A 16,180-nucleotide genomic window follows, 5' to 3' on the forward strand; every position below is an offset into this window, starting at 1 on the left:
TGAACTTGACTGAAAAGTGTCTTGATATTCGTCAAATTCATGACATTTGCGCTCTTTTCCTATACACACATCTTTATTTATTTTATAGTGAAGATTGAGAGTGGATCGTATATGAAGGGTGATATAGAATGACAACGTTTAATGATACTATTTTGAGAGCTTATAATGGAGAAAAAACAGACTACACACCGCTTTGGTTTATGCGCCAGGCGGGAAGATCACAACCAGAATATCTTAAGTTAAAAGAAAAATATTCATTGTTTGAAATTACACATCAGCCAGAACTATGCGCCTATGTGACAGAGTTACCTGTGCAAAATTATAATACCGATGCGGCAATTTTGTATAAAGACATTATGTCACCATTGCCACCAATGGGAGTAGACGTAGAAATTAAGTCAGGCATCGGGCCTGTCATTGATGACCCAATCCGAACGATGCAGGATATTCAGTCGTTACGTCCGATCAATCCAGAAGAAGATTTGCATTATGTCATGGACACCATCCGTATACTAACGAAAGAAAAATTATCCGTGCCGTTAATCGGTTTCAGTGGTGCTCCTTTTACATTGGCTAGTTATATGATTGAAGGTGGACCTTCAAAGCAATATAACAAGACAAAAGCCATGATGTATAGTGAACCGAAAATGTGGTTTGCTTTGATGGATAAATTAGGCGATATGGTCATTGATTATACGAAAGCACAGGTAAACGCAGGTGCAAAAGCGATTCAAATTTTTGATTCCTGGGTAGGAGCTGTAAATGCGCAAGATTATCGCGTATTTATTCGTCCGGTCATGGAAAGAATCTTTGAAGCGTTAAAACAAGAAGGCATTCCGACAATCTTGTTTGGAATCGGATCGCGTCATTTATTGAATGAGTTTAATGAACTTCCTGTATCAACGATTGGACTGGATTGGCGCACATCGATCCAAGAAGCAAGAGAAATGGGTATTGATAAAACACTTCAAGGTAATCTAGACCCAGCATTTTTGTTGGCCGATTGGGAAACGATTGAAACACGTACAAAAGAAATTTTAGACCAAGGAATGAATCAATCCGGCGGTTATGTCTTTAACCTTGGACATGGAGTTTTCCCTGAAGTGAAGCCTGAAACGTTGAAACGTTTGGCAAGCTTTATTCATGAATATACACGAAGCTAAGTGAAGGAGTTGAACGAATATGTCTAAAAAGACAGTAGGACTTTTAGTTATGGCATACGGCACACCCTATAAAGAAGAAGATTTAGAGCGTTATTATACGCATATTCGTAGAGGGAGAAAACCGACCGATGACATGGTGGAAGACTTAAGAAGCCGATATAATGCCATCGGTGGAATTTCACCATTAGCCCGGATTACAACAGAGCAAGCTGAAGCACTCGAAGCAAAATTGAACGAACAAAGTGATGAAGTAGAGTACAAGTATTACTTAGGTTTGAAACATATTGACCCATTTATCGAGGACTCCCTTAAGCAAATGGCTGATGATGGGATTAAAGAAGCGGTAAGTATCGTATTAGCGCCTCATTATTCCACATTCAGCATTAAATCCTATAACGGAAGAGCGCAAGAGGAAGCTGAGAAACAAGGAATCGAATTGAAGTCTGTTGTTGATTGGTATAACGAACCAGGCTTCATTGAATATTGGGTCGAACAGATCAATAAGATATATGGTGAAATGTCAGAAGAAGAAAGAAATAATGCATGCTTAATTGTATCGGCACATAGTCTTCCAGAAAAAATTCTTCAAGATGGTGACCCTTATAAAGAGCAATTAGAAGAAACCGCTCGCTTGATTACAGAACAGGCAGGCATTGAAAACTATGCTATAGGCTGGCAAAGTGAAGGGAATACACCTGAACCTTGGTTAGGACCGGACGTTCAGGATTTGACGAGAGATCTTTTTGAAGAACATGGTTATCAAGCTTTCGTCTATGCTCCGGTTGGCTTTGTATCCGATCACTTAGAAGTTTTATACGACAATGATGTAGAGTGTAAAGAAGTTTGTGATGATGTACAGGCGGCCTATTATCGTCCGGAAATGCCAAATACACATCCGAAATTTATTGAAACATTGGCAAAAGTCATATCAGAACTGTAAACAAAAAGGAGTGGCAATAATGGAGCGCAAGCGACAAACAGTAGCCATCCTAGGTGGCGGGATTACAGGACTGACTGCTGCTTATTATTTAATAAAAGAAGATCTGCCCGTCAATATTGTGCTGATTGAACAAGATTCAAAACTAGGTGGAAAAATCCAAACGTATCAATCGGATGGGTTCACGATTGAAAGAGGACCAGATTCATTTTTGGAACGAAAAGTAACTGCCAAAAAACTGGTTGAAGATCTTGGCTTGGAACATGAATTGATTCGCAATGCGACTGGACAAGCTTATATTCTGTCAGAAGACCACTTGCATGCCATGCCGAAAGGTGCTGTCATGGGGATTCCAACGGATTTCGATGCTTTTGAACAAACAACGTTAATTTCCGATGAAGGAAAAGAGTTGGTCAAGCAAGAGTTGACGAAGGAAAAAATGGAGCCAAAGGATGATTTATCCGTTGGTGAATTTTTCCGTTATCGATTAGGTGATGAAGTGGTTGATAAGCTGATCCATCCATTGATCTCTGGTATTTATGCAGGAGATATTGACCGGCTAAGTTTGCAGGCGACTTTTCCTCAGTACTATCAATTGGAACAGAAATATGGCAGTTTAATTGAAGCTTTACGAGAAACGCAACCGAATAAAGCATCTAAAAAGCCAAAACAAGGGCAATTTTTGACATTGAAAGATGGGTTAGGTTCATTTGTTGATGCATTGCACAAAGCAATTGAACCAGTAGTAGATGTCATGCTTGATACAGAAGTGAAAAGTGTGGAGAAAGACGGAAATGGCTATCAGATTCAGTTGGATGACAACGAAAAGATTGTTGCAGATCAAATCATTTCCACACTTCCTTTTAAAGCATCTAAGAAAGTTTTCAATGACCCTGAATTGTTCGGACAAGTGTTGGAAGAAGAGAATACTTCAGTAGCCAATGTGGCAATGGCTTTTCCTTACGAAGCAATCGAACAATTGCCTGAAGGGACTGGATTCGTTGTTTCCCGGAAAGGTGATTATCGAATTACAGCTTGTACATGGACACATAAAAAGTGGCCACACACGACGCCAGAAGGAAATCTACTTCTCAGAACTTACGTCGGTAAACCTGGTGATGAAGAGATTCTTCATAAAAGTGATGACGAAATCATTGATATTGCGATCAATGATTTGAATCGCGTGTTTACCATTAAACAAAAACCATCTTTTCAAGTAGTTACTCGATGGGAGAATGCAATGCCTCAGTATACTGTTGGGCATATCGGCAGAGTCAACTCGCTTGAGAAATCTTTAAAAGATAAGCTACCTGGTGTATATGTTGCCGGGAATAGTTACCGTGGCGTTGGCCTTCCGGATTGTATGGACCAAGCGATCGAGGCGGTCAACCAAATTAAGAATAATCACTTTTAATAACAAAGAAGCTGCTTCTAACAGTCTGACAACGGACCGATAGAACAGCTTCTTTTTGTACATTTTAAATAAAAACTACCTCGAAGAAATGTGGGTGGCATTTCCTCGTGTCGGAATTTTGTCTGTTTGCAGATTCAAACAGATGGGTTAGGATTGGATTAAGAATAGAACGAGCTAACAATTCACATTGTTTTAAACTACTATATAACAGGAGTACATTTTTCGCATTTATTCGTATAGCAATCTGCCTGTTCTACCATTGGTTTCTTACAGCTGTAACAACGTTTCTTCGGTAGGTTTTTAAAAAATTTTACAGGTGATTCGAGCATTTGAATGCCTCCTTATGTTTATTTACTAGTAGTATACTGTATTAAAACAAAAATGTTAACTATAATCTGTATCATAACAATAAAACAGGAGGAAAGAACTATGAAATTTACTGTAATTGGGTATTGGGGAGCGTACCCGGAAAAAGAAAGTGCGACATCTTGCTATGTATTGGAGAACAATGGGTCGACCATTGTAATGGATCTGGGAAGTGGTGCTTTGTCTCGTTTGTTTCAATACTACCGCTTAGAAGACATTGATGCAGTTGTTCTTTCGCATTTTCATCATGACCACGTAGCTGATTTAGGTTCTTTACAATACGCTTTGTTGGTTCAACAGCATTTAAATGAAACAAACACGAAAATACCGATCTACGCGTCAAAAGATAACCCGAAAGACTTTCATCGATTAACACACAATGGTACAGTCGGGAAAGCTTATCAAGAAGGACATGATCTAACCATCGGTTCTGTTCATTTTTCATTTTTGAAAACAAAACATCCAAAACCATGTTATGCGATGCGGATAACAGATGGAGAAAAAACAATCGTATATACAGCCGATACTTCATTTTTTCCAGAACTCATTGATTTCACAAAAGATGCAGATCTGCTCGTTGCAGAAACGAGTTTTTACAAGGGAATGGATGGAAAGAAAGCGGGTCACATGACAAGTGAGGAAGTCGGAAAATTAGCCGAAAAAGCAAACGTAAAAGAATTATGGCTCACACACTTACCACATTTCGGTGACCATGAACAGTTATACAATGAAACAAAAGAGCAGTTCGAAGGAACAATTCAGTTAGCCAAAGAAGGACTTAGCTTTTCAACATAAAATCTTTAACGCGAACCGTACTCAAGTTGAATATTCAAATGTAGTTATTTACAATGAAGTTGAACATAAAAAAGGGAGTGATTAAGCAATGTTGTATTATATCGATGCAAATGACGGAATTAACGACCCACGTATCAACCTAGCTTTTGAAGAATATGTTTTGAAGCATTTGAACATCACGAGTGAAGATCAGTACTTGCTTTTTTACATCAATAAGCCTTCCATTATTATTGGTCGGAACCAAAACACAATTGAAGAAATAAACAAAGACTACGTAGAAGACAACGATATTCAAGTTGTTCGCCGACTCTCTGGTGGTGGAGCTGTCTATCATGATGAAGGAAACTTGAACTTCAGTTTCTTGGCAAAAGATGAAGGAGATAGCTTCAGTAACTTCAAGAAATTTACGCAACCGGTTGTTGACGCACTGAATAAATTAGGCGTCCCAGCAGAATTGACTGGAAGAAATGACTTAACGGCTGACGGGAAGAAAATTTCCGGTAATGCCCAGTTTACGACGAAAGGAAAAATGTTTTCTCACGGTACACTGATGTTTGACTCAGAGGTGGAAAACGTTGTTCGTTCGTTGAAAGTAAAATCAGAAAAAATTCGTTCTAAAGGAATCAAATCAATCCGTAGTCGAGTGGCGAATATTTCAGACTTTATGGACGAGAAAATGACGACAGAAGAGTTCAAGGAAGTTATTTTGAAATACATTTACGATACAGAAAACTTAGATGAAATTCCTCGCTACGAATTAACGGATGAAGACTGGGATAAAATCAACCAAATCTCTAAAGAACGTTATCAGCAATGGGATTGGAACTATGGAAAATCACCTAAATTCAATATTCAGCATTCGAAGCGTATTGAAGGCGTCGGCTCATATGACTTCCGTCTCGAAGTGAAAAAAGGCATTATCGAAGACGTAACTATTTTCGGTGACTTCTTTGGTATCGGAGAAGTACATGAGCTTGAAGATAAATTAAAAGGTGTCCGTTACGATCGCGAATCCATTTTAAAAGCAGTTGAAGATGTAAATGTACAGCATTACTTAGGAAAAATTGAGCAAGAAGACTTTCTTTCTCTCGTTTACTAAGCTTGATTAATTTAGGGTCATCCAAAACAGGGATAGAGCGTAATTTTAAAGCTCTATCCCTGTTTTGTACCTTTCTAATCGACGGAAGCAGGTAATGTTTGTGCTCTACCGTTTAATAGAGTGCTTCTAATCGACGATAGCGCTCAAATTTTGTACTCTACCGTTGAATAGAGCGCTTCATATCTCAAATCCAGAAGTCCCAACGTACAACTATTTGCCTACCTCTTATGTAGTTAATTTCTTTTCCGTTCAATCCCAAACGACTATGTACTTTCAATCCAACTCATCCCTTACCCTTTTCATTGCTAACCGACCATCAGCTATATTGAATTAAAAGTTAAACATGGTATGATAGATATAGATATACATATTCAAATATTTGAATATGTAAGAAGGAGTGAGATTGATAAGATGTGGGACGATTTACAAGCGTTCAAAGCAGATTTCTTTAAAGCATTAGCACATCCTTTACGAATACGAATCTTGGAATTATTGGCGGATGGTCAAAAAAGTGTCAATGAAATACAAACCATCCTAAATAGTGAAGGATCAGCTGTTTCTCAGCAATTAAGCGTTTTACGTAACAAAAATATCGTGACTGGTACGAAGCATGGGAAACAAGTCGTTTATTCATTAAGAGACCCATCCATCATGAAGCTTTTGGATGTGGCGAAGGAGATTTTTAATAATCATCTCGTCAGTACGATCTCTATTTTAGAAGAATTAGATACCAATGATGAGAATACGAATGAGAAAGAAGTGAAACGAAATTCATGAATCGTTTCTATGAGAATATAATCAAAAATTACTCGTTTAGTGATTTAAAAAAAGATTTGATCTCTGGCCTGACAGTAGGGATGATTGCGATTCCGTTGGCGATGGCTTTTGCCACGGCTTCTGGTGTGAGACCGGAATATGGACTTTATACAGCGATCATCGCTGGAATTTTAATTTCTTTATTCGGAGGTTCGAAATTCCAAATCGGAGGGCCTACGGGAGCCTTTGTTCCAGTGTTATTAGGTATTGTGACCATCTACGGATACGAAAATCTGTTGATTGCAGGTTTACTGGCAGGCTTCATGTTACTATTCATGGGGCTTTTTAAATTGGGGTCGTTAATTAAGTTTATGCCCAGGCCGGTTACGGTTGGATTTACCGCAGGTATTGCAGTCATTATTTTTACTGGTCAAATCGCGAACTTTTTAGGGATTACTCCGATTGAACAACATTCAAGGTTTATATTGAATATCCGTGAAATTTGGAATCATCTCCATTTAACTCAAGTTTCTAGTATTTTTATTGCTTCGTTATGTATGGCTATTATTTTACTCACGCCTAAACTGTTCCCTAAAATACCTGGAGCTATTGTCGGGTTGATTGTTTCAACTGTTATTGCAACAGTCTTTTTTACGGATCAAGTACCGACAATTGGTTCTGTATTCGGGAGTATTCCATCAAGTCTTCCGGAGTTTCAATTTCCTGAATTGACATGGGAACGAATTCAACCGATGCTCGTTCCCGCATTGACGATCGCTGCTTTAGGAGGAATTGAGTCTTTACTATCAGCTGTAGTTGCGGATGGTATGGCTGGTAGTAAGCATGATAGTAATCGAGAATTAGTAGGTCAAGGAATTGCGAACATCGTAACACCGTTATTTGGCGGGATTGCAGCGACTGGCGCAATTGCACGGACAGCGACGAATATTAAAACAGGAGCAGTCACTCGAATGTCAGGCGTATTTCATGGTGTGTTTGTGCTGTCGACTTTACTCCTATTTGCGCCGTATGCATCTCTTATCCCACTCGCGAGCATGGCACCCGTTTTGATGATTGTTGCGTGGAATATGAGTGATCGTCGTCATTTCGCTCATTTATTAAAGATGAAAACCGGAGATTCACTCATTTTAGTAGCCACTTTTTTATTGACTGTTTTCACAACGATTACGACAGCTGTCATGACTGGTCTCGTCCTTGCGCTCATTATGTTTGCAAGACGCATGAGTAACTTACTTGTCGTCTCCAAAGTGTTGCCGGATCATTCACATGCAAATGAGCCTGTTGAGAGTTATATGGTTGATGCGACTAGAAATTGTCCGCAAATTGAAATTTACACAATTGAAGGACCGCTTTTTTTCGGTGCTGCTCAAGTATTTGAACAGCGTGTCATGGATTCAATCCACTATCGACCAAAAGCTTTATTGCTAAGAATGAGCAAAGTTCCTTTCATGGACACAACAGGGATTGCTAACCTTTCTAATGTTGTGAGTCATTTTAATAAACAAGGTGGAACGATTATTTTGTCGGGGATTAGCCCCAAGCTAAAGGAAATCTTAAAATCTTCCAATCTATACGATGACATCGGAGAAGAAAATATTTTTGAGCATACCGGTCAGGCACTTGATCATGCGATATCGATTATCGATCATCCAAAATGTATAGGTTGTAAACAGTTCGCATTTCATGAATGTCATCAATTGTCTGCGGGGAAGAAACTGATTACGGAATGACGACTCATTTTCAATAAAATCGAAGAGAATCAAAATGAAAGAAGTAGTTCTGTTTTAGTGAAGAAACATACAAAATCGCAATCCAAACAACTTAATAACAGAAGCTATCGTCATTGTGCTGTTTCTAATTCGTAAGCTTTTCACTATGGGGTTTTTATAAATCAAATAAGTAATTGTAATTTTCATGATAAAATAAATGTAAAATTGTAAAAGAGCGACTTAAAATTTACAGGGAGCTTAGCTAAAGTAGGGGGTTAAAGAACTTGAGTGATATATTTTGGGAAATAGGAGTGGCTATATGACAGAAGATAATTTTAATCGGTTTTTAACCATTGGTATTGCGTTATTTGTAATCGGATTTATTCTTTTGTTCTTCAGTACTAGCATTGGTATATCGATGGCTGACAATTGGATGATGAATCAAGGTGGAGCAGATCCTGCTAAGTACCAAATAAGGGCTGAAAGCTATATAAATATCTTTGTAGTTTCTGGAAGTATACTTTTCGGTATTGGACTTCTCACTCTCATCCTAACTTATTTTATTAAGATGGTTTTTTCGAAAGAATAGTAAGCATTGTTTGCGATAAACAATGCACAATCGGTTTCTTAAAATGAATAAGTTAATATAAAAGAGAACGCTTGGGATTTTAAAACCCAAGCGTTTTTGTGTTTGCTATTTACACTGTTGGTTATAGCGCTATACATATACCATATCAATGTGTTCTTTAACCCGTTAAATTAGTAATTTTCTATAGTATCGGAACTACCTTGTAGAACAGTTCAATCTTTTTATTTTTTTCTGAAAAATGAAAGGGGTTTCTTGATGAATCGTGTCAAATAAACTATAATAGAATAATGAAAATTGAATGACTATTCATTCATTTCTAAAGAGATACATAATAAAGGAGGAAGGGTATGAATTTAAGTGATCAACTTTCCTTGACCGCAAAGGAAAATTTAACGAAAACGGCTTATATTTTTAATGATGAAGAAACTTCTTATCGAGAATTGGAAGGTGCTGTAACGAAATTTGCATCTAGCTTGAAAGAACTTGGGTATGAGAAAGGAGACCATATCGCTTTAGTTGTGGGTAACACACCTCATTATATTATCGGTCTTTATGGCGCGATGCGATTGGGTGTCACAGTTATACCGGTCAATCCTATTTATACTGTTGAGGAAATGGCTTACATTATGACGAACGGTGATGTTAAAGGTGTCATTACGTTGGATGTGTTGATGGAAAAATTTGAGCATCTCGATCAAAAAGTTTCAGGGATTGAACACTATATTGTCGGTGCAACGAGTCCTGACAGTGATTTAAGTGCATCAACATTGGCAGAAAAAATTTCTTCTTTTGAAAAATTAACGAAGGAAGGTAGCTTGGAACTCGACCGACCTACATTGAATGAAGATGATACAGCTGTCGTTCTCTATACTTCTGGAACGACGGGTAAACCAAAAGGTGCGATGCTTACACACAAAAATCTTTATTCTAATGCACGGGATGTAGCGGAATATTTAACAATTGATGCGAATGATCGTGTCGTTGCTGCGCTCCCAATGTTCCACGTCTTTTGTTTAACTGTTGCACTAAACGCTCCATTAGTAAATGGCGGGACAGTTTTAATCGTACCGAAATTTTCACCTGAAGAAGTATTCCGTGTTATTAAAGAACATCAAGCAACAATCTTCGCAGGTGTTCCGACGATGTATAACTATCTCTTACAATATCCAGATGAAGAGGCTAAAGATTTCTCAAGCATTCGTTTTTGCATATCCGGTGGTGCATCGATGCCAGTCGCCTTATTAGAAAAATTCGAACAACGTTTCAACATTCGTCTATCTGAAGGCTATGGATTATCGGAATCTTCTCCGGTTACTTGCTTTAACCCATTGGACCGGCCACGAAAAGCGGGATCAATCGGGAGAAGTATCACGAACGTGGAAAATAAAGTGGTGGATGAAAATGGCGAAGAGGTACCAGTTGGTCAAGTCGGCGAATTGATTGTCAGAGGTCCGAACGTGATGAAAGGCTATTATAAAATGCCTGAAGAAACCCAAGCGACGATTAAAGATGGGTGGCTATACACAGGCGATATGGCGCGTATGGATGAGGAAGAGTACTTCTATATTGTCGACCGGAAAAAAGAATTGATTTTGGTCGGTGGGTATAACGTTTATCCAAGAGAAATAGAAGAGGTTCTGTATGGTCATGGCAAGGTGAGCGAAGTTGCCGTCATCGGCGTTCCGGATGAAAACCTCGGAGAAGCGATTATCGCTTATGTCGTCGTGAACGATGATCAAGTAACAAGAGAGGAACTAGTTGCTCTCTGTAAAGAAAAACTTGCCAAATACAAGCAACCAAAAGAAATTGAATTCCTTGAAGAGTTACCGAAAAATACGACCGGTAAAATTCTCAAACGTAATTTAAAACACCAGTTACAGCAGTAGATGAACAGGGGGTGGGGTGCCCCCTGTTTTGTTTTGATTTGCGCCTGAATACCTTTTAATATTAAATTTTTAAAGTTTTTAATTTTTTGAAAAGGTTTTTTAAAATATACATAGAATTATTAATTATATTACCACTGTAGGAGGATTAATCTTATTTAAGGGAGGTGGATATATTGAAAAAATCAATTACAAACAACCTATTATCTAAAATTATAATAATTGTAATTACACTCACACTTTTTCTGAATATTAGTTTTTTAATTGAGTCAGAAGCGATTCTTCCAGGGTGTGGTATTAAAAGCCTGTCATCCGTTCAAGAATTCGATCGGAATTCATCAAAGTATTCTACTCAAAGTGACAGTGATTTAATTACTATACAGTGTGGAAATGCAGGTAATACATGGAATGGAATTAAATCATCAGCACGATTAACAAGGGAGACAAGAGATGTTGTTAACTATGAAAAAAGTGGAAAATCGCGCCAAAGAGATATAGACTTTGATAAAATGCCCGGAAAACTACAATATCCGCCAGGTGCAATACTAAAAAAACTTCCGGATGGTAGAACATTGGCATCTTATAATAGTAAAGATGGTTACGCTTCACTTTCGTTCCCTTCTACTCTCAGGATGGATAAGACCGACAAAGTAAGATATAAATAAGGAGATAATCTTATGCAAAATTTAATTTTACATGCTTGGCAACCTATTACAAATTTAAAAAAACACTACGTTAGTGATGCCAGAGTTGAATTGAACGACGAAGGGTTATTTATTCACTTGCGCGATATTGATGGAAACAAGGTGCTGATCGTGTATGATAGGAATCTTTCCTATATGGAAAACTATGTTTGGGCCTTCAGACATACAGGAGACGGTCCCAGAAACAATCTTAGAATTCCAATTAAGAAAGCATTAGAAAGGGCAACGGATCTTAATATACAAGCAGAGACTTTTTACAAAGTGGAAAACTCTGACTTCATTGAATGGTTTGATCAACTGGCATGGGCTGGGACTTCAGAATTTCCCGATGTTGAACACCATCTATATGGTACGATGAATGATGTCATTGAAGTGATTGCTGATTACGAACCAAAATTTATTATTATTTAGTCAGAAATATTACTATTTAGTTTTCATCTGATAAAGTGAATCGATGATCTCTGACTAATAAATGCTCATTACACTGAATGTGATAATGAGCATTTTTGATTGGTAAAACTTCTCTCAAATAAAAACGCATTCATTTAAAAAATTCTTCAAAACGGGTTGCTTTTTGAATTCAAGAGGCATATACTTGTTAGCAATAAATAAATTTTGCTTTAACACATAAAAGCATGTGCGCATAAAAGCAGAAAAGGGTGAGAGTGAAATGAAAAAGTTACAAGCATTGTTGATTTTACTGGTCGGATTATTGGTATTGAGTGCGTGTGGTTCATCCGATGATGAATCAAGTGCCGAGGAAGTGAGCAAGGACGACGCTGATTTTGTCGTCGGGATTTCGCAGATTGAAGAACATCCAGCATTAGATAGTGCAACAGAAGGGTTTAAACAGGCACTAAAAGATGCTGAATTAGAAGTCCATTTCGATTTTTCCTCGGCACAGGGGGATGCGAACACCAATCAATTGATCGCTGAAAAATTCGTCAGTAATGATGTTGATTTGATATTTGCCAACTCGACGCCGAGCGCACAAGGTGCATTGAACGAAACAGAAGAAATCCCAATTGTATTTACTTCGGTAACAGATCCTGTTGGCGCAAACTTGGTTGAATCATTTGAAAACCCTGGCGGAAATGTAACGGGGACGGCGGATATGCATCCAGATAATATAAAAAATACGTTGGAGCTTGTCAAAGACATGGGTCTTGAATCCCTTGGGTTGATCTACAATGCGAGTGAACAGAACTCGAAAACACAGATCGAATTAGTAAATAAAGAGGCGGAAGCTGTCGGTGTGAATACAGTTGAAAAAACGATCTCTTCCTCATCAGAAGTGAAGCAAGCAACCGAAGCTTTGGTTGGCGATGTTGATTCGATTTTGATTATTACAGACAACACAGTCATCAGCGCATTGGACGCCGTATTACAAGTCGGTCATTCTGAATCTATTCCAGTGTTTGTTTCTGAACATGATGCTGTTGAGTCCGGTGGTTTTGCCGCATTTGGTTTTGATTACTTTGATATTGGCTACGAAGCAGGCGAGAAAGCTGTTGAAATTCTGAAAGATGGCAAAAACCCAGGAAACATACCAGCAACGTATCCTCAAAATTTGAAATTAAGAATAAATGAGGATGCTGCAGAAAAAATGGGTGTCGAATTGACAGATGAATTAAAAGAGAAAGCGGAACTTATTTCAGGCGAATAAGTTCTAAGTGAACGCTAGGTTAAAAAGGAGAATCGCTCATGATTACATCATTGTACGGTGCTTTAGAAACAGGTTTAATATATGCCATCATGGCGCTCGGTGTCTATATTTCGTTTCGGATATTAGACTTTCCGGATTTGACGGTGGATGGGAGCTTTGTGACCGGTGGAGGTGTCGCGGCCATTTCGATTATCGGAGGCGTTGACCCAATTGTTGCGACCTTACTCGGATTTGTTGCCGGTTTCCTCGTCGGCTGTATAACAGGGCTTTTGCATACGAAGGGAAATATCAATCCCCTTTTAGCCGGGATCATCATGATGATTGGACTCTATTCCGTCAACTTAAGGATTATGGGTCAGGCCAATCTTTCCTTGTTAAATGAAACAACATTATTTTCACAGCTAGAAGGGATATTTGAGAGTCTATCATTGGATGCAGTTTTCTTTGCGCCGTATGAATGGCTTGGTCTAGGCGCTTACACACCGCGAACATTTTATGCGATTGTGATGATGTTACTCGTTGTTTTTGTCGTAAAAAAATTGCTCGATTTCTTTTTACGAACGGAAACAGGATTAGCACTCCGAGCAACCGGTGATAACCAAACGATGGTTCGAAGCTTTTCGGCGAACACGAATGTGTATATCATTTTAGGAATTGGTTTAGCCAATGCGCTCGTTGCCTTAAGTGGGGCGTTGGTCGTTCAGTATAACGGTTTTGCTGATGTGAACCTCGGTGTCGGAATGATTGTCGTCGGGCTTGCTTCAGTCATTATCGGTGAAGTTTTATTCGGAAAGAAAACGATTGTCCGTACGACTTTTGCAATCATTTGTGGCGCAATTGTGTACCGAGCCATTTATGCGATGGCACTTCGGGTTGACTTCCTTGAAGCAAGTGACATGAAATTGATTACAGCATTGATTGTCGTTGCCGCATTGGTTGTACCGAATATGTTGCAGAAAAGCAGTGAGAAACGTCAATTCAAAAAGTCCCAGAAAGCACTTACGAGAGTGAAACAGCAGAAGGGAGAGGTGCAGGTTGCTAACGTTAAATCAAATTCATAAAACATTTTATGCCAATACACCGGATGAAAAGCGTGCCATCTCTGACCTTACGCAAACCTTGAACGAAGGCGACTTTGTAACGGTTATTGGTAGTAATGGAGCGGGGAAGTCGACGTTATTGAACCTGCTCGCTGGAACCATATTGCCTGATGCTGGCAACATTCATTTAAACGATCAGAATTTAACCCTTTTATCTGAAGAAAAACGTGCCAAATGGATCGGGCGCGTTTTCCAAAACCCAATGGCAGGGACAGCACCGAATATGACGATCGAAGAAAACATGATGATCTCTTTAGGACGGACACAAAAAAGAAGCTTGTTTAGAGGGATGACGAAGAAAAAACGTGAGGAATTCAAAGAGCATTTGGCTACTTTGGAGATTGGCTTGGAAAACCGCTTGAATACAAAGGTAGGACTTTTATCAGGTGGGGAACGGCAAGCCTTATCCTTATTGATGGCGACCTTCACAGAACCGCAAATCTTATTGCTGGATGAGCATACAGCAGCATTGGATCCATCCAAACAGGAACTGATTTTGTCGCTGACGCGTGAGTTGGTTGAAAAGCATTCTTTGACGACGATTATGGTCACGCACCAAATGGAGCAAGCCATCGACTTCGGGAATCGACTATGGATGATGGATGAAGGAAAAATTATTTTTGAAGCGGAAGACGAAGAGAAGGATAAATTAACGGTTCCAGATTTATTAGAAGCATTCCAAGAAATCCGCGGAACAAAACTGGCGAATGACCGGGCGTTATTAGCGAAATAAAGAATTATATTTTACAAGTTTATTTTATTTTTTTAATCATTAAGGTAAAGAAGAAGGGGAGAGGTCGAAATGAAAAAGCTTCAAGCTTGGTTGGTCTTATTAATAGGATTGTTGGTGTTAAGTGCATGTGGTTCGTCCGATGATGAATCAAGTGCGGAAGAAGTGAATAAGAACGACGCTGACTTTGTCGTTGGGATTTCCCAGATTGAGGAACATCCTTCTTTAGACAGTGCCACAGAAGGATTTAAACAGGCGTTAAAAGATGCTGGATTAGAAGTGCATTTCGATTTTTCTTCAGCACAGGGGGACGCGAATACCAATCAGTTGATTGCTGAAAAATTCGTCAGTAATGATGTTGACTTGATTTTCGCCAACTCGACACCGAGTGCGCAAGGTGCATTGAATGAAACGGAAGAAATTCCAATTGTATTTACTTCGGTAACGGATCCTGTTGGCGCAAACTTGGTTGAATCATTTGAAAATCCAGGTGGAAATGTAACGGGAACGGCGGATATGCATCCGGATACCGTTAAGAAAACGCTAGAACTTGTCAAAGATATGGGCTTTGAATCACTTGGATTGGTATACAATGCCAGTGAACAAAACTCGAAAACACAGATCGAATTAGTAAATGAAGAGGCGGAAGCAGTCGGTTTGAATACAGTTGAAAAAACGATCTCTTCCTCATCAGAAGTGAAGCAAGCAACGGAAGCCTTGGTTGGCGATGTTGATTCGATTTTAATCATTACCGATAACACAGTCGTCAGTGCATTGGAATCCGTATTACAAGTCGGTCATTCTGAATCACTCCCGGTTTTCGTATCCGAACACTCTTCTGTTGAAGGCGGTGGGTTTGCCGCATTTGGTTTCGATTACTTTGATATCGGCTATGAAGCGGGCGAGAAAGCTGTTGAAATTTTAAAAGACGGTAAAAACCCAGGAGAAATTCCAGCAACATACCCACAAAACTTGAAACTTCAAATCAACGAGGATGCAGCGGAAAAGATGGGTGTTGAATTGACAGATGAATTAAAAGAGGAAGCGGAACTCATTTCAGGCGAGTAAGTTTCAAGTGTTGAAGGTCTGGAGATTAACATTTAACAACGACGGTTAGTCGTTGAAGTTCATGACCTGGACGCTCCATCAAAAGTGAAATTCGGTCGAATAGAAGCGCTCTAATCGCCCGAATGATTTGCCATATCTGAAATCTGGTCGAATAGAAGCGCTCTAATCACCCGAATGATT

General features: G+C 39.0%; 16 protein-coding genes. 15 read left to right on the forward strand and 1 reads right to left on the reverse strand.

The genetic code is table 11. The features are described from left to right. Nucleotides 1-128: 128 nt before the first annotated feature. The 3 genes from hemE to hemY are packed head-to-tail and all read left to right on the forward strand — an operon-like array spanning nt 129 to nt 3,514. Nucleotides 129-1,163, forward strand: coding sequence for a uroporphyrinogen decarboxylase (gene hemE / locus KQ486_RS11580; protein WP_144162724.1), 1,035 nt, complete (start codon nt 129-131; stop codon nt 1,161-1,163). 19 nt (nt 1,164-1,182) lie between these two features. Continuing rightward, nucleotides 1,183-2,103 carry a ferrochelatase gene (hemH, locus tag KQ486_RS11585; RefSeq protein ID WP_144162726.1) on the forward strand — a complete coding sequence of 307 codons (921 nt, stop codon included), beginning with the start codon at nt 1,183-1,185 and terminating at the stop codon, nt 2,101-2,103. A gap of 19 nt (nt 2,104-2,122) precedes the next feature. Continuing rightward, nucleotides 2,123-3,514, forward strand: a complete 1,392-nt coding sequence (hemY, locus tag KQ486_RS11590; protein ID WP_216687708.1) for a protoporphyrinogen oxidase — start codon at nt 2,123-2,125, stop codon at nt 3,512-3,514. A 200-nt stretch (nt 3,515-3,714) separates the two neighbouring features. Here hemY and yhfH read toward each other — a convergent pair whose 3' ends face one another. After that, nucleotides 3,715-3,843 carry a protein YhfH gene (gene yhfH / locus KQ486_RS11595; RefSeq protein ID WP_144162730.1) on the reverse strand — a complete coding sequence of 43 codons (129 nt, stop codon included), beginning with the start codon at nt 3,841-3,843 and terminating at the stop codon, nt 3,715-3,717. Nucleotides 3,844-3,943: 100 nt separating this feature from the next. Between yhfH and KQ486_RS11600 the strand changes: the two genes are divergently transcribed. The 12 genes from KQ486_RS11600 (at nt 3,944) to KQ486_RS11655 (ending at nt 16,000) form a co-directional block, all read left to right on the forward strand. Further along, a complete protein-coding gene (locus KQ486_RS11600) occupies nt 3,944-4,675 on the forward strand; it encodes an MBL fold metallo-hydrolase (protein ID WP_144162732.1) in 732 nt (243 codons plus the stop codon). A gap of 91 nt (nt 4,676-4,766) precedes the next feature. Continuing rightward, complete coding sequence (gene lplA / locus KQ486_RS11605) at nt 4,767-5,774, forward strand: lipoate--protein ligase (protein WP_144162748.1); 1,008 nt, start codon at nt 4,767-4,769, stop codon at nt 5,772-5,774. A gap of 411 nt (nt 5,775-6,185) precedes the next feature. Further along, nucleotides 6,186-6,551: an ArsR/SmtB family transcription factor gene (locus KQ486_RS11610; RefSeq protein WP_216687709.1), complete on the forward strand. Its 366-nt coding sequence runs from the start codon at nt 6,186-6,188 to the stop codon at nt 6,549-6,551. After that, nucleotides 6,548-8,281, forward strand: a complete 1,734-nt coding sequence (locus KQ486_RS11615) for a SulP family inorganic anion transporter (RefSeq protein WP_216687710.1) — start codon at nt 6,548-6,550, stop codon at nt 8,279-8,281. Before KQ486_RS11610 ends, KQ486_RS11615 begins: the two co-directional genes overlap by 4 nt. Nucleotides 8,282-8,579: 298 nt before the next feature. Next, nucleotides 8,580-8,849 carry a hypothetical protein gene (locus KQ486_RS11620; protein WP_216687711.1) on the forward strand — a complete coding sequence of 90 codons (270 nt, stop codon included), beginning with the start codon at nt 8,580-8,582 and terminating at the stop codon, nt 8,847-8,849. A 347-nt stretch (nt 8,850-9,196) separates the two neighbouring features. Further along, entirely contained in the window at nt 9,197-10,735 is a 1,539-nt protein-coding gene (locus KQ486_RS11625) for a fatty acid--CoA ligase family protein (protein WP_216687712.1), read from the forward strand. 173 nt (nt 10,736-10,908) lie between these two features. Beyond that, complete coding sequence (locus tag KQ486_RS11630) at nt 10,909-11,397, forward strand: hypothetical protein (protein ID WP_144163850.1); 489 nt, start codon at nt 10,909-10,911, stop codon at nt 11,395-11,397. Between the two features lie 12 nt (nt 11,398-11,409). Continuing rightward, nucleotides 11,410-11,847, forward strand: coding sequence for a hypothetical protein (locus KQ486_RS11635; RefSeq protein WP_144163851.1), 438 nt, complete (start codon nt 11,410-11,412; stop codon nt 11,845-11,847). A 259-nt stretch (nt 11,848-12,106) separates the two neighbouring features. After that, nucleotides 12,107-13,102, forward strand: a complete 996-nt coding sequence (locus KQ486_RS11640) for an ABC transporter substrate-binding protein (RefSeq protein ID WP_144163852.1) — start codon at nt 12,107-12,109, stop codon at nt 13,100-13,102. A gap of 38 nt (nt 13,103-13,140) precedes the next feature. Beyond that, the gene (locus KQ486_RS11645; protein WP_216687713.1) at nt 13,141-14,163 is read left to right on the forward strand and encodes an ABC transporter permease; all 1,023 of its coding nucleotides are present in this window, start codon (nt 13,141-13,143) and stop codon (nt 14,161-14,163) included. Then, nucleotides 14,138-14,935 carry an ABC transporter ATP-binding protein gene (locus KQ486_RS11650; protein WP_216687714.1) on the forward strand — a complete coding sequence of 266 codons (798 nt, stop codon included), beginning with the start codon at nt 14,138-14,140 and terminating at the stop codon, nt 14,933-14,935. The genes KQ486_RS11645 and KQ486_RS11650 overlap by 26 nt, the downstream gene beginning before the upstream one ends. A 69-nt stretch (nt 14,936-15,004) precedes the next feature. Further along, complete coding sequence (locus KQ486_RS11655) at nt 15,005-16,000, forward strand: ABC transporter substrate-binding protein (protein ID WP_216687715.1); 996 nt, start codon at nt 15,005-15,007, stop codon at nt 15,998-16,000. Nucleotides 16,001-16,180 lie beyond the last annotated feature (180 nt).

Origin of the sequence: Allobacillus halotolerans (genome assembly GCF_018967645.1) — a bacterium.
Lineage (GTDB): Bacteria > Bacillota > Bacilli > Bacillales > Alkalibacillaceae > Allobacillus > Allobacillus halotolerans.